Source organism: Flavobacterium pokkalii (assembly GCF_014596575.1).
GTDB classification, from domain to species: Bacteria; Bacteroidota; Bacteroidia; order Flavobacteriales; family Flavobacteriaceae; genus Flavobacterium; species Flavobacterium pokkalii.
Genome location: NZ_NASZ01000025.1, coordinates 37,887 through 58,043, shown reverse-complemented (window position 1 = coordinate 58,043; position 20,157 = coordinate 37,887). Strand labels below are relative to the sequence as shown.

17 protein-coding genes are annotated in these 20,157 nt (G+C 34.5%); 4 read left to right on the top strand and 13 right to left on the bottom strand.

The features are described 5' to 3' along the window. Positions 1-99: 99 nt before the first annotated feature. The 11 genes from B6A10_RS14175 to B6A10_RS14125 all read right to left on the bottom strand — a co-directional run bounded on the left by B6A10_RS14175 (position 100) and on the right by B6A10_RS14125 (position 11,940). On the bottom strand, positions 100-1,041 hold the full coding sequence (locus tag B6A10_RS14175) for a YeiH family protein (protein WP_317172042.1): 942 nt from the start codon (positions 1,039-1,041) through the stop codon (positions 100-102). A 77-nt stretch (positions 1,042-1,118) separates the two neighbouring features. Further along, entirely contained in the window at positions 1,119-3,146 is a 2,028-nt protein-coding gene (locus B6A10_RS14170) for a hypothetical protein (protein ID WP_188221384.1), read from the bottom strand. Positions 3,147-3,220: 74 nt separating this feature from the next. Then, positions 3,221-3,967 (bottom strand): 3-oxoacyl-[acyl-carrier-protein] reductase, encoded by a 747-nt coding sequence (fabG, locus tag B6A10_RS14165; protein ID WP_188221383.1) that lies wholly within the window; start codon positions 3,965-3,967, stop codon positions 3,221-3,223. A 134-nt stretch (positions 3,968-4,101) separates the two neighbouring features. Further along, positions 4,102-4,524, bottom strand: a complete 423-nt coding sequence (locus tag B6A10_RS14160) for a hypothetical protein (RefSeq protein WP_188221382.1) — start codon at positions 4,522-4,524, stop codon at positions 4,102-4,104. Positions 4,525-4,661: 137 nt separating this feature from the next. Further along, entirely contained in the window at positions 4,662-5,546 is an 885-nt protein-coding gene (gene sucD / locus B6A10_RS14155) for a succinate--CoA ligase subunit alpha (RefSeq protein ID WP_055093135.1), read from the bottom strand. Positions 5,547-5,713: 167 nt separating this feature from the next. Further along, positions 5,714-6,646, bottom strand: coding sequence for a UDP-3-O-(3-hydroxymyristoyl)glucosamine N-acyltransferase (locus B6A10_RS14150; protein WP_055093133.1), 933 nt, complete (start codon positions 6,644-6,646; stop codon positions 5,714-5,716). 94 nt (positions 6,647-6,740) lie between these two features. Then, the gene (efp, locus tag B6A10_RS14145) at positions 6,741-7,307 is read right to left on the bottom strand and encodes an elongation factor P (protein WP_026713606.1); all 567 of its coding nucleotides are present in this window, start codon (positions 7,305-7,307) and stop codon (positions 6,741-6,743) included. 81 nt (positions 7,308-7,388) lie between these two features. Beyond that, a complete protein-coding gene (lpxA, locus tag B6A10_RS14140; protein ID WP_026713605.1) occupies positions 7,389-8,174 on the bottom strand; it encodes an acyl-ACP--UDP-N-acetylglucosamine O-acyltransferase in 786 nt (261 codons plus the stop codon). 69 nt (positions 8,175-8,243) lie between these two features. Beyond that, a complete protein-coding gene (locus tag B6A10_RS14135; RefSeq protein WP_055093308.1) occupies positions 8,244-9,632 on the bottom strand; it encodes a bifunctional UDP-3-O-[3-hydroxymyristoyl] N-acetylglucosamine deacetylase/3-hydroxyacyl-ACP dehydratase in 1,389 nt (462 codons plus the stop codon). Continuing rightward, entirely contained in the window at positions 9,625-10,671 is a 1,047-nt protein-coding gene (gene lpxD / locus B6A10_RS14130) for a UDP-3-O-(3-hydroxymyristoyl)glucosamine N-acyltransferase (protein ID WP_055093130.1), read from the bottom strand. Before lpxD ends, B6A10_RS14135 begins: the two co-directional genes overlap by 8 nt. Positions 10,672-10,710: 39 nt before the next feature. Next, complete coding sequence (locus B6A10_RS14125; protein ID WP_188221385.1) at positions 10,711-11,940, bottom strand: HD domain-containing protein; 1,230 nt, start codon at positions 11,938-11,940, stop codon at positions 10,711-10,713. 179 nt (positions 11,941-12,119) lie between these two features. Here B6A10_RS14125 and B6A10_RS14120 point away from each other — a divergent pair, with 179 nt between their 5' ends. Genes B6A10_RS14120 through B6A10_RS14105 form a run of 4 tightly spaced genes read left to right on the top strand, consistent with a single transcriptional unit; the run spans position 12,120 to position 18,324 of the window. After that, positions 12,120-12,617 carry a GbsR/MarR family transcriptional regulator gene (locus B6A10_RS14120; protein ID WP_188221381.1) on the top strand — a complete coding sequence of 166 codons (498 nt, stop codon included), beginning with the start codon at positions 12,120-12,122 and terminating at the stop codon, positions 12,615-12,617. Positions 12,618-12,626: 9 nt separating this feature from the next. Further along, the gene (locus tag B6A10_RS14115) at positions 12,627-13,745 is read left to right on the top strand and encodes an efflux RND transporter periplasmic adaptor subunit (RefSeq protein ID WP_188221380.1); all 1,119 of its coding nucleotides are present in this window, start codon (positions 12,627-12,629) and stop codon (positions 13,743-13,745) included. A 21-nt stretch (positions 13,746-13,766) separates the two neighbouring features. Then, entirely contained in the window at positions 13,767-16,919 is a 3,153-nt protein-coding gene (locus B6A10_RS14110; RefSeq protein ID WP_188221379.1) for an efflux RND transporter permease subunit, read from the top strand. A 4-nt stretch (positions 16,920-16,923) separates the two neighbouring features. Beyond that, positions 16,924-18,324, top strand: coding sequence for an efflux transporter outer membrane subunit (locus B6A10_RS14105; RefSeq protein ID WP_188221378.1), 1,401 nt, complete (start codon positions 16,924-16,926; stop codon positions 18,322-18,324). Positions 18,325-18,391: 67 nt separating this feature from the next. Here the strand turns inward: B6A10_RS14105 and chrA are convergent, their stop codons facing one another. Continuing rightward, positions 18,392-19,519, bottom strand: a complete 1,128-nt coding sequence (gene chrA, locus B6A10_RS14100; protein ID WP_188221377.1) for a chromate efflux transporter — start codon at positions 19,517-19,519, stop codon at positions 18,392-18,394. A gap of 145 nt (positions 19,520-19,664) precedes the next feature. Continuing rightward, entirely contained in the window at positions 19,665-20,150 is a 486-nt protein-coding gene (locus B6A10_RS14095) for a GyrI-like domain-containing protein (RefSeq protein ID WP_188221376.1), read from the bottom strand. Positions 20,151-20,157 lie beyond the last annotated feature (7 nt).

The window sequence follows — 20,157 nt, the reverse complement described above, 5'->3', positions numbered from 1 at the left end:
AATTTTGCAGAGAAAAAACCGTCTTTGAAAAACAACTTTGTAGATACAAAACAATTGGTTCTTTTTCAATAAGTTTATATCGAACTCACGTTAAATAAATTAGCTCCAATACAAAATAGCTAATAATGATAAGCTTGCTATAAAAGTCCATAGCAGTATTCCCTGTATCAAAGGTTTTATTCCAACGGCCAACAAAACCGAACTGCTTAATCCCGAACCAATAAAAAATAAAGTTACGGTTAAACCAATTTTAGCAACAGCCACAATATAAGGTGATAATATTGAAATTTGTGGCACAACAGTATTCAAAATCATAGCCAGTATAAACAATCCGATGAAATAAGGAATCTTGATTTTACTGGCTTTGTTTTTAAACAAAACACTCGTTAACAACACAATTGGAATAATCCACAAGGCTCTGGCTAATTTTACAGTTGTTGCAATTTGTAAAGCCTCAGCTCCGTATTTGTTAGCTGCTCCTACAACCGAACTGGTGTCGTGAATCGCTAAAGCACACCACAATCCGAAATCTTCCTGAGACAACTGTAACCAATGTCCAACCATAGGAAAAACAAATAAAGCAATTGAATTCAATATAAAAATAACTCCCAGTGCAACCGAAGTTTGCTTTTCATCTGATTTGATAACCGGCGTAATCGCTGCAATAGCACTTCCGCCGCAAATAGCCGTTCCACAGGAAATTAAATGCGATGTTTTTACGTCTGTTTTGAGCCATTTGCCTAAAATAATTCCTAAAACTATAGTACTAAATAAGGTTGCAACGGTTAAAACAAAACCTTCTTTACCTGACAACAACGCATTGTGTACATTCATCCCAAACCCCAGCCCTACTACCGAAACCTGAAGTAAAACCCGAATTATTTTATGGTTCAGATGCAACCAAGGATGTCCGGAAATATTGGCTACCAATATTCCAAGCAATAAGGCAATAGGCGGAGTAATAAAACCTGAGAGACAAATTAGCAACAAACACACAAAAATAAACTGTTGCGTTTTGCTGTGTTTTTCTAAATTAAAAATTCCGTTTTCAGCGAATATGTTTCTGTCTTTTTTCAAAAGATTTTTTATCAGTTAAATTAAAAAGTTACATCCGGTTACTACAATAATCCGTTGTATTTTCGAATAAACCATTCGGCGGCAAATAAGCTGCAAATCAATAATAACAAATATTTCCAATCAATTAAAGGTGTTTGGCTGCTATTTGTTTTCTCAATGGTTTTATAGTTTTCATCAGTCAAAAGTTGTTGAATTAAAACATCAGTCTGATCCGGGAAATACAATTTTCCTTTTGAAATTTCAGCGAGTTGCTCCAATCGGTCTATATCTGGATTAACAAATTGTTTCTCGATATCAAAATCTATGATTTCAAAATGACCGGAATAAGTTGTTTTAGAATTCAATTCCTTAACCGTAAAATTGTAATTTCCAGCCGATAAACCGTCTAAATTGACTTTGTAAGCATTATTTGTTTTTAATAAATCGTAACGTTTTGTTTGTTTCGTTTTCGAATTTACCAATGAAATACTTAAATGTGCTTTTTCATCAAACTCGTAATTTTTATTGAAATATTGAGCGGTAATTTCGATGTTTTCTCCCGAATTGTAAAAAGATTCATGATTAACTACCAACGATTTCTTTATAGTATTGGTTGTCAAAAACTGAATGATTTTAGCAATGAAAACATCATATTTATCAAAAGAATTGGTTTGATTATGACTTTCCATACGCCACTTCCAACTATTCTCTCCCAATAAAAAAGCCGAACGATTTCCCTGATTTTCACTAAAAGCAAGTAAAGGCATCCCGGTATTGATCGCTCTAATTTTTGAAGAAAGTAAAATAGAGGTATTTGAGCTGCTTTGGATTTTTCCATACAAATTTTCCAAAGGCGGAAAATTTTCAAAATCAATATTATCAACAGCAAAAAGATTGAATTGTGAATTAAAAACTGCTAAATAATTTTCTTTTTGAGCAGCCATTTTAAAATTTAAATTAGTTTGTTGCTGATTTAAAAAGTTAAAATCGGTATGGGTTCCTGTAATAATAAAAGAATTTATTTTGGCGTTTTTGTTAGTTTCAAATACGTTGCTAAATTCGCTTGTAGGTTGATAAAAAACTAAAACATTATAATTGTTTAAATCACTGATTTGTTTTGGTTTAACAATAGACACTTTGCGTTGAGCATTAGATTCTATTGACCTTTTTAAAGCGGCAATATCGGGGTGATTAATTTCTGAAATCAAAGCAACATTTGTTTTTTGATCTATAATTTCAACCGCAAAATTTTTGGTGTTGTTATAGCTGTTTTTTTCTTTTTCTGTCGAAATCAAACTGGCTTTATACAACTGTGTTCCGGTTTTATCAGCAGTTAAAAAAACATTTAGAACAGCTGTATTTTTTGTTGGCGAAAAGCTAAGCTTTTGATTGCTTAAAATCGTATTGCTTTTAGAAATTTGAAAATTAGCCGAAATATTTTTACTGCCTGAATATTGCAGAAAAACTTCCACCGGAAACTGATTTTTCAAAAAAGCGTATTTGTTGACATTCAGTTGGTTGATTTTTAAATCCAAAACTTCTGTCGTATCACCTAATACAATGGGAAAAATTTTATTAGAATCATCGAAACGAAAAACATAATCATTTCCTGTTGTCTGATTTCCATCGGTAAGCAATACTGTTGGGTAAAATTTATTTCGATTGATTGCTTTTAAATCCTTGGCTACCACATCCAGATTCGTTTGTTTTCCCTTGAAATTTAAGTTTTGAAAAGCTAAAAAATCAACATCAAACTGATACGATTGAATCTTAAATTTTTGCTGTAAATCTTTATTGTTAACTAATTTCGAATGTATTTCTTTAGCCTTTTTATCAGCTTTTAAATAGGAAACCGAACTGGAATTATCGCTTACAATAGCTAAAATTGGTTTTTCAATTACAGTATTGCTACTTGTAATTATTGGATTAATCAGTAAAATTAATAAGCCAAAAATTGCCAGAAAACGTAGAAAAGCCAAGAGTAAATTAACCTTTAATTTACTCTTGGCTTTGTAATAATAATGAAAATAAGACAAACCACCAGCTATCAATAACGAAAGTACAATTAATAGAATAGTGTTTGTTGTCATATTATTTTAAGTATTCAGTCGCAGTTATCAGTTTTCAGTACCTGTAAACTGATACTGTTTACTGTAAACTTTTATTAAGTAAGCATTCCGCCGCAAACATTTAAAACCTGACCAGTTACATAAGCACTCATATCAGAAGCTAAGAAAAGACAAGCATTGGCAACATCTTCCGGAGTTCCTCCTCGTTTTAACGGAATACCTTCTCTCCATCCTTTAACTACTTCTTCGCTTAATTTAGCAGTCATTTCTGTTTCAATAAATCCAGGAGCGATAGCATTACAACGAATATTACGGGAACCTAATTCTAAAGCGACCGATTTTGTAAATCCAATAGCACCTGCTTTAGAAGCAGCGTAATTAGTTTGTCCTGCATTTCCGGAAACTCCTACTACAGAACTAATGTTGATAATAGAACCGGCACGTTTTTTCAGGAAGGTTTTTTGAATGGCTTTTGTCATATTGAAAACCGATTTCAGGTTTACATCAATCACCTGATCAAAATCGGCTTCAGACATACGCATTAATAAATTATCTTTTGTAATTCCGGCATTGTTAATTAAAACATCAACAGTTCCAAAATCAGCTAAAACAGCATCGACTAAAGTTTGCGCTTCGTCAAAATCGGCAGCATTCGATTTATATCCTTTTGCTTTAATTCCTAAAGCATTTAATTCGTTTTCAAGAGCCAAAGCCGATTCGGCAGACGAGCTGTAAGTAAAAGCTACATCAGCACCATTTTTTGCGAAAACTTCGGCAATTCCTCTACCGATTCCGCGGCTTGCACCTGTAATAATAGCTACTTTTCCTTCAAGTAATTTCATATTATAATTTAAGTTAATTTGCTAAATGAGTTACAAATATAATTGATTTAGCTGTTTTATAAAATTTATGCTATAAAAAAAGCCTTACCAAAGCAAGGCTTAAAAAAATATTCTTTTAACAAATTGAAAATGAACTAAAAAGCTACATTCCATCTTGGCAATTTATTATTTTCATTTAAGAAATTTTGCAACACCTGAGCTTCAACAAAAGTAGGAATCACTTTAGCATCGCCATTATAAGTTTCGTACCAAACCACTTCTAAACGACTGATAGCTTCTTTTTTCATTTGAGCCGGCCAGGAATATTTTCTTCCTGTTTTAGCAAATTGATGACCGTTTACAATTTTGTCATACAAACCGCCATTTTTAGTTTTCAAAGTTCCGTCATTTTGAACCGTTCCGGTTGACCCCACCATGATTAGTTCTTTTTCATCTGCTACATCATACACTAAAAATATTCCGGAACCTTCTGATGCATTACATACTTCTTCCAAATTATCTTCAGTGGTTAATGAAAATTGATTTTTAACTTTGAATCCTTCTAATTCTTTATACATAGTATTCTTTTTGTATTGTTTTATATCTGTCAGCGAGCTGATTATTTATTGGGTGCAAATGTATTTCTAAAATTCTGTTTAAACTAAAAAAGCCCCACAAATGTGAGGCTTAATTTATTTAAAATTTAGTTTCGAGATTAAACTGTTGCATTAACCAAAACTTCTTTTACTTTTTTACCAATTTCAGCTGGTGAATCCACAACGTGAATTCCATTTTCTCTCATGATACGTTTTTTAGCAGCTGCAGTATCGTCAGAACCACCAACGATAGCTCCGGCGTGTCCCATTGTTCTACCAGCTGGAGCAGTTTCTCCGGCGATAAAACCAACAACTGGTTTACGGTTTCCATCAGCTTTGATCCATTTAGCAGCATCTGCTTCTAATTGACCACCGATTTCACCAATCATGATGATACATTCTGTTTCAGGATCGTTCATCAATAACTCAACAGCTTCCTTAGTAGTTGTTCCAATGATTGGGTCTCCACCAATTCCAATAGCAGTAGTGATTCCTAATCCTTGTTTTACAACCTGATCAGCAGCTTCATAAGTTAAAGTTCCTGATTTAGAAACGATACCTACGTTCCCTTTTTTGAAAACAAAACCTGGCATAATACCAACTTTAGCTTCACCCGGAGTAATTACACCAGGACAGTTCGGTCCAATTAATCTGGCGTTTCTTTGTTTCACGTAGTTATTTGCATGAATCATATCAGCAACAGGAATACCTTCAGTAATAGCAATGATTACTTTAATTCCTGCATCAGCAGCTTCCATAATAGCATCAGCTGCAAAAGCTGGTGGTACAAAAATGATAGAAGTATCAGCACCTGCCTGCTCCACTGCATCTTTTACAGTGTTAAAAACAGGACGCTCTAAGTGTAAAGTTCCTCCTTTTCCCGGAGTTACACCACCTACAACGTTTGTTCCGTATTCAATCATTTGAGAAGCGTGGAAAGTTCCTTCGCTTCCTGTAAAACCTTGAACAATTATTTTAGAATCTTTGTTAACTAAAACACTCATGATATATATTTTATGTGATTTTTAAATTTGTACTGCAAAAATAAGGTTTTCGAAATTATTTGAGCTCTTTTCTTATCAAAAAAAAAGTTCTTTATTAAGCTCTTTTGTTATCAACGACACAAAACAATGTCTTTTAAAACAAAATCAATAATTTACAGCAACTTTTTTTATGCTTTTAATTTTTCTAATATTTCCGGAATCTTTTTAAGATTAACCAATTGTTTCAAAGATTCTCTTGATTCCTGAATAGGTGTTCCAAAATAAGTTTTCCCGCCTTCAACAGATTTCGTTACTCCGGTTTGTCCTAATAAAACAGCCTTTTCCCCAATGGTAATTCCACTGGTTACACCTACTTGTCCCCAAAGTGTCACTTCGTCTTCAACAACAACACAACCGGCAATTCCGGTTTGAGAAGCAATCAGACATTTTTTGCCAATTACCGTATCGTGACCAATATGTACCTGATTGTCAATTTTAGTTCCTTCCCCAATAGTTGTATCTCCGGTAACACCTTTATCGATAGTACAAAGCGCTCCAATACCAACATTATCTTCGATAACTACACGACCTCCGGAAAGCAACTGATCAAAGCCTTCGGGACGTTTTTTGTAATAAAACGCATCCGCCCCAAGAATAGTTCCGGCGTGAATAATTACATTATCGCCTATAATAGTGTGGTCATAGATGGAAACATTAGAATGAATCAAACAATTTTTTCCAATTACAACTCCGTTACCAATAAAAGAATTAGGCTGAATGATAGTTCCTTCTCCAATAATTGCGCTTGGTGAAATTGAAACTGATGAAAATTGAAAAGGCTTAAAATAATTGGTTAACTTATTAAAATCTCTGAAAGGATCCTCAGAAATCAATAAAGCTTTTCCTTCCGGACAAGCTACATTTTTGTTAATTAAAACAATGGTAGCCTCTGAATGTAAAGCTTTATCATAATATTTAGGATGATCTACAAAAACAATATCTCCTTTTTCCACCACATGAATTTCGTTCATGCCTAAAACTTCAAAATTCTCATCACCAACAAATTCACAGTTAAGTAAATCTGCTATTTCTTTTAAAGAATGTGCTCTTGTAAATTTCATAAACTAATTTAAAAATTGAAAAATTTAAAGATTAAAAAATTCTATTGACAACTTAAAGCTTAAAATCATTTAATCTTTAAATTTTTCAATTAAATTACTCTTTAACACGCTCCATGTAAGAACCTGAAGCCGTGTCAATTTTAATTTTATCCCCTTCGTTAATAAATAAAGGAACGTTAACAGTAGCTCCGGTTTCAACTGTAGCCGGTTTTGTAGCATTAGTAGCCGTATTACCTTTTACTCCAGGTTCTGCGTAAGTAACTTCAAGAATAATTGAAGCCGGCATATCTACTGATAAAGGTAAATCCGTTTCGGTATTAATCTGAACCATTACATTCGTTCCTTCTTTTAACAAATCCGGAGCGTCAAGGATATTTTTATTCAAAGTAATTTGTTCAAAACTTTCATTATTCATAAAATGAAACTGATCTCCTTCAGCATATAAATACTGATAAGTATGTGTTTCTACACGTACGTCTTCAATTTTGTGACCTGCAGAGAAAGTATTGTCTAATACTTTTCCGGTAGTTAAACTTTTTAATTTTGTTCTTACGAAAGCAGGTCCTTTTCCTGGTTTTACGTGCAAAAATTCGACAATTTTATAAATATCGTGATTGAATTTAATGCAAAGTCCGTTTCTAATATCTGATGTAGATGCCATTTTTTGTTTATTTGTTAATTCGTTTATTTGTTAACCGTTTGCTTATTTCATCGATTAAACAAATAAACGGTTATACTTATTTTAATAGTTTCCTGAATATCCTTTCATAATTCCTCGGGAAGAGTTTCTGATGAAATCAATAATTTCATCTCTTTCCGGAGTAGCTTCCATTTCGGCTTCAATAATGCCTAAAGCCTGCGTGGTGTTGTAATTTTTTTGATATAAAATTCGATATATATCCTGAATTTCTCTGATTTTCTCAGTTGAGAATCCTCTTCTTCTTAAGCCCACTGAATTAATTCCAACATAAGACAAAGGCTCCTTAGCTGCTTTAGTATAAGGCGGAACATCTTTACGAACTAAAGATCCTCCCGAAATCATTGCGTGATCTCCAATGTGAATAAACTGATGTATTGCTGCTAAACCACCAATTACAGCATAATTACCAACAACAACATGTCCTGCCAAAGCTACACCGTTAACAATAATAGCATTATTCCCTATAACACAGTCATGAGCAATATGAGCATAAGCCATAACTAAACAATTATTTCCAATAACCGTTTGACCGGAAGCACTTGTCCCTCTGTTTACTGTAACACATTCTCTAATGGTACAATTGTCACCAATAATTGCCAATGAATCTTCACCGCCAAATTTTAAATCCTGAGGAACCGCAGAAATAACTGCTCCGGGAAAAATATTGCAATTTTTACCAATCCTTGCCCCTTCCATGATAGTTACATTAGAACCTATCCAGGTACCATCACCAATTACCACATTGTTGTGAATCGTTGTAAAAGGTTCAATTACCACATTTTTGGCGATTTTTGCGCCAGGATGAACGTAAGCTAACGGTTGATTCATATTTTTTATTTAATCGTTTAACTGTTTAATCGATTAATCGAAAAACGATTAACCAAATCAACAAAAAAATTATTGTTTTTTAGCTATTTGTGCCATTAATTCTGCTTCTGCAACTAATTTACCATTAGCATAAGCATTGGCCTGCATGTGACAAATTCCTCTTCTGATAGGTGTTATTAAGTCACATTTAAATACTAAAGTATCACCCGGTAACACTTTATGTTTGAACTTAACATTGTCAATTTTCATAAAATAAGTCAAATAATTCTCAGGATCCGGAACAGTACTTAAAACTAAAATCCCTCCTGTTTGTGCCATTGCTTCCACAATTAAAACTCCGGGCATAACTGGTGCATCAGGAAAGTGTCCTACGAAGAAATTTTCATTCATAGTAACATTTTTCATACCTACCACATGAGAATCAGACATTTCAATGATTCGGTCAATCAATAAAAACGGTGGTCTATGAGGTAACATAGCCATGATTTTATGAATATCCATCAATGGCTCTTGATTTAAATCGTACGTAGGAACGTAATTTCTTTGTTCGATTTTAATCATTTTAGCCATTTTTTTGGCAAACTGAGTATTTACAAAATGGCCAGGTTTATTGGCAATAATTTTTCCCTGAATTTTAGTTCCGATTAATGCTAAATCACCAATAACATCCAACAATTTATGTCTGGCTGCCTCATTAGGATAATGCAAGGTAAGGTTATCTAAAATTCCGTTAGGTTTTACATTAATCGTTTCTTTTCCAAAAGCAACTTTTAAATTTTCCATTGTTGATGAAGATATTTCTTTATCTACATAAACAATAGCATTATTTAAATCCCCTCCTTTAATCAAACCGTTGTCTAAAAGCGATTCTAATTCGTGCAAGAAACTAAAAGTTCTGGAAGAAGCAATTTCGGTTTTGAAATCTTCAATACTTTTAAGCGTTGCATTTTGAGTACCTAAGATTTTAGTACCAAAATCAACCATAGTAGTAACACTATACTGATCACTTGGCATTACAAGAATCTCACTTCCGCTGGCTTCATCTGTAAAAGAAATGATTTCTTTTACTACATAAACATTGCGATTTGCAGTTTGCTCTTCAACCCCTGCGTTTTCTAATGCTTCCACAAAATATTTTGAAGAACCGTCCATAATTGGCAATTCTGAAGCATTCAATTCAATGATAACATTATCTAAATCACAACCTACTAAAGCTGCTAAAACATGCTCAGGAGTTTGAATTTTAACTCCTAATTTTTCCAGGTTAGTACCACGCTGTGTGTTTACAACGTAATTTGCATCAGCTTCAATAACCGGTTGTCCTTCTAGATCTACCCTAACAAAAGTAAAACCATTATTTACTGGAGCTGGTTTAAAAGTCATTGTAACTTCTTTTCCGGTATGTAACCCAACTCCCGTTAACGAGATTTCTGTTTTGATGGTCTTCTGTTTAACCATTGTTTCCATTTTTTTGGTTTAATATTTGTTTTTTTAATTCTTCAATTTCTGCAATAATCTTAGGTAAATTTTTAAAATGCACATAAGACTTACTAAAGTCGCTGTAGCCAAATGTTGGGCTTCCCTGCAAAACTTCATCGTCTTTTATATTTCGTGCTACACCTGACTGGGCCTGAATTTTTACATTATTCCCAATAGTCAAATGTCCGGAAATTCCAACTTGTCCGCCAATCATTCCGTTTTTACCAATTTTAGTCGAACCAGCAACACCTGTTTGAGCAGCAATTACCGTATTCTCTCCTATCTCAACATTATGTGCAATCTGAATTTGATTGTCTAATTTAACCCCTCTCCTAACAATTGTAGAACCTAAAGTAGCTCTGTCAATAGTAGAGCAGGCTCCAATTTCTACATCGTCTTCAATAACAACATTTCCTGTTTGAGGTATTTTTTTATAACTGCCATCAGCATTTGGAGCAAATCCAAAACCATCCGAACCTAAAACGGTTCCGGCATGAATAATACAATTATTGCCTATTATCGTTTCTGAGTAAATTTTGGCGCCGGCAAAAATAGTGACATTATCACGAATGATAACATTATCTCCGATAAAACAATTTGGGTAAATTTTCACATTATCACCAATACTTACGTTGGTTCCGATATAACTAAAACTTCCTAAATACAGATTTTCTCCATATTTTACATTTTCAGAAATAACTGTATGAGCTTCTATTCCCTGCTTACTGGCTTTTCGGGCCTGATCATAAAATTCTAATAATTTAGAAAAGGCCAAATAAGCGTCTTCTACTTTTATCAGAGTCGTTTTTAAATCTGATTCAGGGGTAAAAGTTTTATTTACAATGGTAATGGTAGCTTCAGTAGTGTAAATAAAGTTATTGTATTTGGGATTAGATAAAAAAGTCAAAGAACCCTCTTTTCCTTCCTCAATCTTAGAAAGCTCATGAACTTCTGCCAATGGATTACCAACGACTTCGCCTTCTAAAACTCCCGCTATTTGTTCTGCTGTAAATTTCATTCCGACAAAAATATAAAAAAATAGATTTCAAATACGGTTTTATATTAGTTGTTTTGGAAAACAAATATAATATTTGGTTACTGACTTTGATAACGATTTCAAGTTCAATTGATCAGATGATTCAATTACATCTTCCACCGTACGGTCTTTTTTCAAAATTCGTATCGGTTCCGCTTCTTTATCGTATGCCTGATTTTTAATTTTTCCTTTAAAGATAAAGTAATTCGTATCGGCAATACTAATATTGTTTTCAGCTGCAAAACGCTCTTTTAACGGATTCAAATCATCAATAGCAACCTTGTCACCAGTTAATTGTATTTTTAACAAATCCCGGTTAATAATCATTTTGCTTAATGATGCCAAAATAAAATCATCGTTTTTTTGCCAGGCTTTTAAAGCACTAATCACATCAAAATCATCTAACTGTGAAAACAAATCCAGTGTTTCTGTGTCAAAAGATTCGAAATCAATTTTATTTTGCATAAAAAACTGCAAAGGTTCGCTGCTTGGCAAGACCACTCCTTTTAAAGTAAGTTCTTTGGCGCGTTTTAATATTTTGGTCAAAATCAATTCGGCAGCTAAGCTTGTTTTATGCAAATAAGCCTGCCAATACATTAATCGACGTGACATTAGAAATTTCTCTACCGAATAAATCCCTTTTTCCTCAATAACTAATGCGTCATCTTCAACATTCATCATCTGAATTAAACGTTCTGAGTTAACGTTTCCTTCGGCAACACCCGAATAAAAACTATCTCTTTTTAAGTAATCCATCCGATCCATATCTAATTGACTGGAAATTAATTGCAACATAAATTTTCGATGATAATCCCCTTCAAAAACCTTGATAGCCAGACTCAGTTTACCTTTAAATTCCACATTTAATTGTCGCATAAACAACAGCGAAATTTCTTCGTGATGCACATCTTCTACAATGCTTTTTTCCATAGCATGTGAAAACGGACCATGACCAATATCGTGAAGTAAAATAGCAATATACAAGGCATTTTCTTCCTCTTCCGAAATAGAAACGCCTTTAAAACGCAATACATCCACGGCTTTTTGCATTAAATGCATACAGCCTAAAGCGTGATGAAAACGGGTATGATTAGCTCCGGGATAAACCAAATAAGAAAGTCCCATCTGTGAAATTCTCCTTAATCGCTGAAAATAAGGATGCTGAATTAAATCGTAAATTAAAGCATTGGGAATGCTTATAAATCCGTAAATAGGGTCGTTAAAAATTTTGAGTTTATTAATTTGAGTCACTATGCTGATTTTGGCTGCAAATATAACTAATTTCAATTGTATTTTTTGCCCCTTTATTACCTCAAAGACTTTTAACAGCTGTTTTTGGTTAAAAATCAGTTGCAAAAAAATTAACACAAAATTAAGTTTGGTTAGTTCGGTAATTAGCGAACCAATCGTAAATTTGCAAAAAAAATAACATGGACAGTTTACAAAAAGAGAAAGATGAACTGATTGAGATGTTCGGTATCCACTTTGAATCTGTTTACAACATACCACCTTTAGCCGCCAGAATTGTCGGATTACTAATTGTAGAAGGATGTAAATCAGGTTTAACTTTTGAAAACATTGTAGAAAAACTGGGTGCAAGCAAGAGCTCTATTTCAACTAATTTGAATTTACTGCTCAAGATGGAAAAAATTTATTATTTCACCATTCCTTGTGACCGAAAAAAATACTTTAAGTCAGCACCTTTAAGCAGCAGATTATTAAATTATTTAAAAATATTAGAATCAGAATTTATCGTAACAGAAAGAATTCTGAATTACAGAGAAAAAACAGCCAGCTGCAGTGAAGAAAAATGCAATTTGGAAAACATCAAATCCTATAAAAAGCATTTGCTGGAGGTTGAAAAATCTTTAAAAAAAACAATTGCCGAGTTTAAAAAAATAGAAACACAAAATCAATCCCAAAACTAAAATTCAATTATGAAAAAGAGATTTTTTATTAGTTCCCTCATATTATCAATTGGCTTAGTTTCCTGTAATCAAAAAAAGGAAGATAAGGCTGCGCCTGTCGCCATGCCTTATAAAGTCGTTGCCGTGACGAAGTCTAACACTTCTTTACTGGCAGAATATCCGGCTACTTTAGAAGGAGTTACCGATATTGATATTCGTGCCAAAGTAGATGGTTATATTGAAAAAATATATGTTCAGGAAGGACAGGAAGTTAAAAAAGGACAATTACTTTTTAAATTAGAAACACAAACTGCCGATCAGGAAGCCAGTGCGGCAAAAGCTAAAGTTGCTGCTGCTCAGGTAGAAGTGAACCGTTTAAAACCATTGGTAGAAAGAAACATTATCAGCGATGTACAATTAGAAACTGCCAAAGCGAATTTGGCCAGTGCCAAAAGTACTTACCAAAGTATCATTGCCCGCATTAATTATGCTACTATCAAAAGTCCTGTAAACGGAATTGTTGGAACTTTACCTTTACGATTAGGAAGTTATGTAAGCAGTCAAACGACTGAGCCTTTGACCAGAATTTCGGATGTAAGTACTATTTATGCTTATTTTTCAATGAACGAAAAACAACAATTAGATATTACGCTGAATGCTGCGGGTAAATCTTTTCAACAAAAAATTGCTCAAATGCCGGCTGTAAATTTAATTCTGAGCAACGGAATTGAATATGCACAAAAAGGTAAAATTGAAACGTTTAGCGGTCAGGCAAATACACAAACAGGTTCGTTTAACGTAAGAGCCAGTTTTTCAAATGCTAACAAATTATTGCGTTCAGGCGGAAGCGGAACAATTCAGATTCCAACTAATTTAAGTGATGTTATTTTGATTCCTCAAAATGCAACTTTAGAAATGCAGGACAAACGTATTGCTCTTACCATTGACAAAGAAAACAAAGTAAAAGCAGTACCAGTTGAAGTTCGTGCAGTACCAGGAGGACAGTTTTTTGTAGTTGACAAAGGCTTAAATGTGAATGATAAAATACTTATTGAAGGTGTTGGAATTGTTGCCGAAGGTACTTTAATCAAACCTGAATTAGTTGACTACGCCACCATAATCAATCCTGTAAAAAAAGGGATAAACTAACAACCGAATAAATAACGTATTATGTTTTCAAAATTCATTGACAGACCCGTTTTGTCAACGGTGATTTCTATTATCATCGTTATATTGGGGCTATTAGGTTTAATATCACTTCCTGTTTCTCAATATCCGGAGATTGCTCCGCCTACAGTAACGGTTTCAGCTAATTATCAGGGAGCCAGTGCCGAAGTTGTAATGAACTCGGTTGTAATTCCTTTGGAAGAACAAATTAATGGTGTGGAAGACATGACTTACATGACTTCGACTTCCAATAATGACGGTTCGGCATCGATAAATATTTATTTCAAATTAGGTACAAATCCTGATTTAGCCGCGGTAAACGTTCAAAATCGTGTATCGCGTGCTACGCCTTTATTGCCGCAGGAAGTTACTAAAGCCGGGGTTACCACTTCTAAAAGACAAAGTGATAACATTTTGATTTTCTCTTTATACAGTGAAAATCCAGATTACGATATGACTTTCCTTCAAAACTATGCCAACATTAACATTTTACCTAAAATTAAAAGGGTTGCCGGTGTAGGTGAAGCGATGATTTTTGGTCAAAAAGACTACTCAATGCGTATTTGGTTAAAACCGGACGTAATGGGAGCTTACGGCTTAGTCCCTTCAGATATTACTGCTTTATTAGCCGAACAAAACATCGAAGCTGCTCCGGGGCAACTTGGAGAAAGCAGCAACGAATCTTTTCAATATGTTTTAAAATACAAAGGTCGTTTACAAAGTACTAAAGAATTTGAAGAAATTGTAGTTCGTTCTACTCCTGACGGAGAAGTTTTAAAGTTAGGAGATATTGCTAAAGTGGAACTGGGAGCCGTAAATTATGCCAGTAACACACTGACAAACGGTAATCAATCCGTGGCGATTGCCATTGCTCAAACGGCAGGTTCTAATGCGCAGGAAGTAATTGAAAACTCCTTAAAAGTTTTAGATCAATCATCGGTTAATTTCCCAAAAGGAATAAAATATACTACTTTAATTAATGCCAATGATTTCCTTGACGAATCGATTTCTAAAGTAATTCATACCTTAATAGAAGCTTTCATTCTGGTATTTATTGTGGTTTTCATCTTCTTACAAGATTGGAGATCTACACTTATTCCGGCAATTTCGGTACCGGTTGCTATTATCGGGACCTTCTTTTTCCTGAGTTTATTTGGTTTTACCATTAACTTGTTAACCTTATTCGCACTGGTTTTAGCCGTGGGAATTGTAGTGGATGACGCCATTGTAGTGGTGGAAGCCGTCCACGCTAAGATGGAAGCCGGAGAACACGATCCTAAAAAAGCAGCTCACAGTGCGATGGGAGACATTAGTAGCGCCATTATTTCGATTACGTTGGTAATGTCGGCTGTATTTATTCCGGTATCGTTTATTAGTGGTTCTTCGGGAGTTTTCTATAAACAATTTGGTTTAACACTGGCAGTTTCTATTGTTTTATCAGCAATTAATGCACTTACCTTATCCCCTGCTCTTTGTGCCATTTTCTTAAAAGAACATGGTTCTCACAAACCAAAAGGATTTGTAGAACGTTTTTATGCTGCTTTCAACACGGGATTTGATGCTACTACATCTAAATACAAACGCTCGGTTGAGTTTTTTGTCAAAAGAAAATGGATGGCATTTGCGGGAATTGCTCTTTTTGCCGGACTTTATATCTTATTGACAACAATTACTCCTAAAGCTTTCGTACCAAATGAAGACACCGGATCTATTATGTCGGATGTTTCTTTGGCACCGGGAACTTCTTTAAAAAGAACCGAAGAAGTCCTTTTGCAAATTGAAAATCAAATTAAAGATATTCCTGAAATTAAAGAAGTTTTACGTATTTCCGGTCGAAGTTTAATTAGTGGTACCGGAAGTAACTACGGAATGGTAATCGTGAAACTGAAACCCTGGGCTGAACGAAAAGAAGCCAATCAGGAAGTTACTGCCATTGTACAGGAATTGTTTAAACGTGCGGCGGTAGTAAAAGATGCTAAAGTGTTATTTTTCGCCCGTCCTACGCTGGTTGGTTTTGGATTCTCCAATGGATTTGAAATGCAGTTGCAAGACCAAAAAGGTGGAACCGTTCAGGAATTGAGTAAAGTAAAAGACGAATTCATTGCCGAATTAAACAGCCGTCCTGAAATTCAATATGCAGCGACCTCTTTCTCTGCCAATTATCCGCAATATCGCATTGATTTAAACGTTCCTGCCATTAAAAAGTCAGGATTAACAGTAACCGATATTTTAGGAACATTGCAAGGATATTATGGAGGAGTTTATGCTTCAAACTTTAATAAATTTGGAAAACAATATCGTGTTGTTTATCAGTCAGAACCACAATTCAGAAATGATCCGGAATCATTCAATAAAATTTTGGTACGAAACAACAACGGACAAATGGCACCTATTTCTCAATTTGTGAAACTGGAAAAAGTTTTTGGACCTCAGGCCATAGAACGTTTTAACTTATTTACTTCGGTAAAAATTACCGGAGCTCCAAATCCTGGTTTTAGTTCGGGAGACGCTATTAAAGCAGTTGAAGAAGTTGCCAGTCAAAAATTGCCTTTAGGATATGGTTATGAATTTTCAGGAATGACCCGTGAGGAAATTAGTGCCGGCGGACAAACGCTGTTTATTTTTATTCTGTGTTTAGTGTTTGTGTATTTCTTATTATCAGCACAATACGAAAGTTACATTTTGCCTTTTGCGGTATTATTATCGTTGCCAATTGGTTTAGCAGGTTCTTATATTTTTGCTTATTTATTTGGAGTTACAAACAATATATATCTGCAAATTACCTTAATCATGCTTATTGGATTATTGGCTAAAAATGCCATTTTGATTGTAGAATTCTCAGTCGATGCCCGACGAAAAGGCTATAGCGTAACTCAGGCGGCTATTCAGGGAGCGGTTGCCCGTTTAAGACCTATTTTAATGACCTCTTTTGCCTTTATTTTAGGATTATTGCCATTAATGCTTGCCCGCGGAGCCGGAGCTGTAGGAAACAAAGCTATTGGAACCGGAGCTATCGGAGGTATGTTAATAGGAACGATTTTAGGAGTATTTGTAATTCCGGTATTGTTTATTGTTTTCCAAAATTTACAGGAAAAAATTTCCACAAAACCACTTCCTGCTCCAATCGACGAATCAGATGTTGAATCTTTAGAATAAGAAAATGAAAAATAAATTATATAAAGTTGTCTTACTAGGAACAACAGCAATCGTAATGCAATCCTGTTTTGTTGCTAAAGATTACAAAAGACCTGATGTAAAAACGGATAATTTGTATCGCAGCGAAACCGCAATTGCCGATACTAATTCGCTGGCAAATGTAAGCTGGGATAAAATTTTCACCGATCCTATTTTACAGGAATATATTAAAAAAGGATTGCAAAACAATTTAGACATTCGCATTGCAATGCAAAATCTTGCTGCTGCCGAAGCCACGATGAAGCAAAGCAAAGCAGGTTTTTTTCCAAATTTTTCTGTTGGAACCGACTGGACTCATCAGGAATTATCTAAAAATTCTCAAATGGGTTCAATTGTTAGAAACACTACGATTAACCAATATCAATTAACCGGAACACTTTCCTGGGAAGCGGATATTTGGGGAAAAATCAGAAGTAATAAACGTGCAGCTAATGCGGCTTATTTACAAACTACAGCCGCTAATCAGGCGATTAAAACCGAGTTGATAGCTAATATTGCTGCCACTTATTACCAATTAATGGCGGTGGACGAGCAAATAAAAGTTGCCGAAGAAACACTGATTAACCGAAACAAAAGTGTTGAAACGATAATTCAGCTTAAAAAATCAGGAAGTGTAACCGAAGTTGGTGTTAAACAAACAGAAGCTCAAAAATATGCAACTGAATTAATTATTGCCGATTTGAAAAATTCGGTAATAATTCTCGAAAATACCTTGAGTACGCTTTTAGGCGAACCTTCGGCCGAGATAGCACGCAGCACTTTTAATGATCAAAAATTGCAACCTACCATCACATTAGGTGTTCCAACTCAATTATTGAGAAACCGTCCGGATGTAATTGCAGCCGAATACAATTTGATTTCAAATTTTGAATTGACTAATGTGGCCAAAAGTAGTTTTTATCCAAGTCTAAAAGTAACAGCTACCGGAGGTTTACAAAGTATTGATTTAAAGGAATGGTTCAGCACTAATTCTATTTTTGCCAATGTTGTAACCGGTTTGACACAGCCAATTTTTAATCAAAGGCAAATAAAAACCAAATATGAAATTGCTAAAGCTAATCAGGAAAAAGCTTATTTGCAATTTGAGCAATCGTTGTTAAAAGCCGGAAAAGAAGTTTCGGATGCTTTAGCACAATACAACAATGAAACACGCAAAATTATTATTCGCGAAAAACAAGCCGATGTATTAACAAAAGCGGCCAGTTTTTCTGATGAATTGTTAACCTATGGTTTGGCCAATTATCTGGAAGTTTTAACCTCAAAAAATGATGCGTTGAATGCCAAACTAAATTTGGTTGACAATAGATTCCAACAATACAAAGCTATAATTCAATTGTACAAAGCCCTTGGCGGAGGATGGCAATAAGCTTTATTTTAAAATTAGTTATTTTTCAAAAAGTCATTAAGTTTCCGCACTTAATGGCTTTTTTGCTTTAAAACAATCCTAAAATATAACCTAAAAAAGCACCTCCTAAAACTATAAAAGCACTGTTGATTTTTCTATAATAAAATGCAACAATCATACTTATAATAGCAATCAGAATAGTCCTCCAATCGGTTATGGTTTCTGCTCCCATTTGGATACAAATAGAAATAATTATCGCCACCGAAGAAACATTCACAGCATCCAGAAAAACTGAAAAAGACTTAGAATTTCGCAGTGTTTTGACCAAAGGATTTAATAAAGCTACAAAAACAAAAGAAGGCAGAAAAATGGCCAACGTAGAAACCGCTGCTCCGCTAAAACCATTCATTTGATACCCCACAAAAGTTACCGATGAAAAAACAGGTCCGGGTGTAAATTGTCCCACCGCAATAGCATCAATCAATTCGGTGCGGGAAAGCAAACCTTTGGCAACCAATTCGGCGTCTAAAAAAGCAAATAAAACATAACCGCTTCCGTAAAGAATGGCACCGATTTTTAGAAAAATCAAAAATAAATTCCAATTGCTTACAGCTGCAAGAGTTGTTTGTGAAGCCGGTAAAATCCCCAGAGAAATCCAATTCCTTTGAACGGAATTTTTATTTTGTATCGAAAACCAAAATAACGACAAAAATCCCGCACCAAAAAGCAGGGCTATTTCGTTAAATTGTAAAAGAGAAAGTACTAAAACAATAATTCCAATAAAAGTAAGCGGAATCGTTTTAAATGATTTTTTTGCCAAAGGAAAAATAGCGCCTAAAATTATGGCAATAATCGCCGGTTTAATACCGTACAAAAAAGGCTGTATTTCCGGTAACTGACCGTATGCTTTGTAAAGCCAGGCAAAAAATCCGGTGATAAAAACGGCAGGTAAAATAAAACACAAGCCCGAAACGATTAAGCCCTTTACTCCCGCCCGTTCATGCCCGATATGAATAGCCATTTCGGTACTGTTTGGCCCCGGAATTAAATGGGTCGCTCCTAATAAATCCAGAAAATGCTGTTCATCCAGCCATTTTCTTTTGACAACCACTTCATTTTGCATCATGGCAATATGAGCTGCAGGACCACCAAAACCTATTATTCCTAACTTCAAAAAGAGTTGTGCCAGCTCCTTTAAACGTTGCTTTTCATTCATTACAAAGATTATTTTGTGCTAAATTCAGCATTCTAATGAGAAAACAAATTAATTTAACAACAAATAAAGGGAATTTTTAAAATATAGAAAATAAAAAATCTGTTCCAATCTGCTAAAATCAGTTTCATCCGTGTACCATAAAAACTTAAAGAGTTTTCAAGCGAACAGGAATCCATACTTCTTCTTCCGAATCAGGATCTCCTTTTTTATATTTCGAACCTAAAATTTCAAAATGTGGTCGGTCATCCACCACATAAGCCGAATTAGGAATCCATTCGCTAAAAATGGCTTCAAAAAAAGCGGGCGCATCGCTGCCGTCTCCTTTGTAATCAAAAACCGCATACCAGCCACCGGGAATCACCAAAGTATGCATGTTGGGCGGAATGTTTTCAAAAGCACTTACTTCAACCGCTGCCCATTTTTCAAAAATCGTTTCCGGATTAAATGCTATCCAAAAACCTTTCGGAAATTGCTGTACCGAAAACAAATCTGAACCAATAGTATTTACAATTTCCTTTTTTATTGGCATAAAACTTTGCCACAACGGCACCGGATTATAAGCTGCATAATTCATATTTTGCTTACATCCTACTATTTTTTTTTCTTCGAGGGCTATTATTCTAGGTTTCATTATATTT

What these genes read in the sequence shown, in the direction of transcription:
- B6A10_RS14150 (WP_055093133.1), bottom strand. Translation starts at nt 6,646, where the DNA reads ATGAAATTTACAAGAGCACATTCTTTAAAAGAAATAGCAGATTTACTT.
- B6A10_RS14105 (WP_188221378.1), top strand. Translation starts at nt 16,924, where the DNA reads ATGAAAAATAAATTATATAAAGTTGTCTTACTAGGAACAACAGCAATC.
- B6A10_RS14110 (WP_188221379.1), top strand. Translation starts at nt 13,767, where the DNA reads ATGTTTTCAAAATTCATTGACAGACCCGTTTTGTCAACGGTGATTTCT.
- B6A10_RS14170 (WP_188221384.1), bottom strand. Translation starts at nt 3,146, where the DNA reads ATGACAACAAACACTATTCTATTAATTGTACTTTCGTTATTGATAGCT.
- efp (WP_026713606.1), bottom strand. Translation starts at nt 7,307, where the DNA reads ATGGCATCTACATCAGATATTAGAAACGGACTTTGCATTAAATTCAAT.
- B6A10_RS14120 (WP_188221381.1), top strand. Translation starts at nt 12,120, where the DNA reads ATGGACAGTTTACAAAAAGAGAAAGATGAACTGATTGAGATGTTCGGT.
- lpxA (WP_026713605.1), bottom strand. Translation starts at nt 8,174, where the DNA reads ATGAATCAACCGTTAGCTTACGTTCATCCTGGCGCAAAAATCGCCAAA.
- B6A10_RS14160 (WP_188221382.1), bottom strand. Translation starts at nt 4,524, where the DNA reads ATGTATAAAGAATTAGAAGGATTCAAAGTTAAAAATCAATTTTCATTA.
- B6A10_RS14135 (WP_055093308.1), bottom strand. Translation starts at nt 9,632, where the DNA reads ATGGTTAAACAGAAGACCATCAAAACAGAAATCTCGTTAACGGGAGTT.
- fabG (WP_188221383.1), bottom strand. Translation starts at nt 3,967, where the DNA reads ATGAAATTACTTGAAGGAAAAGTAGCTATTATTACAGGTGCAAGCCGC.
- B6A10_RS14115 (WP_188221380.1), top strand. Translation starts at nt 12,627, where the DNA reads ATGAAAAAGAGATTTTTTATTAGTTCCCTCATATTATCAATTGGCTTA.
- B6A10_RS14095 (WP_188221376.1), bottom strand. Translation starts at nt 20,150, where the DNA reads ATGAAACCTAGAATAATAGCCCTCGAAGAAAAAAAAATAGTAGGATGT.
- lpxD (WP_055093130.1), bottom strand. Translation starts at nt 10,671, where the DNA reads ATGAAATTTACAGCAGAACAAATAGCGGGAGTTTTAGAAGGCGAAGTC.
- chrA (WP_188221377.1), bottom strand. Translation starts at nt 19,519, where the DNA reads ATGAATGAAAAGCAACGTTTAAAGGAGCTGGCACAACTCTTTTTGAAG.
- sucD (WP_055093135.1), bottom strand. Translation starts at nt 5,546, where the DNA reads ATGAGTGTTTTAGTTAACAAAGATTCTAAAATAATTGTTCAAGGTTTT.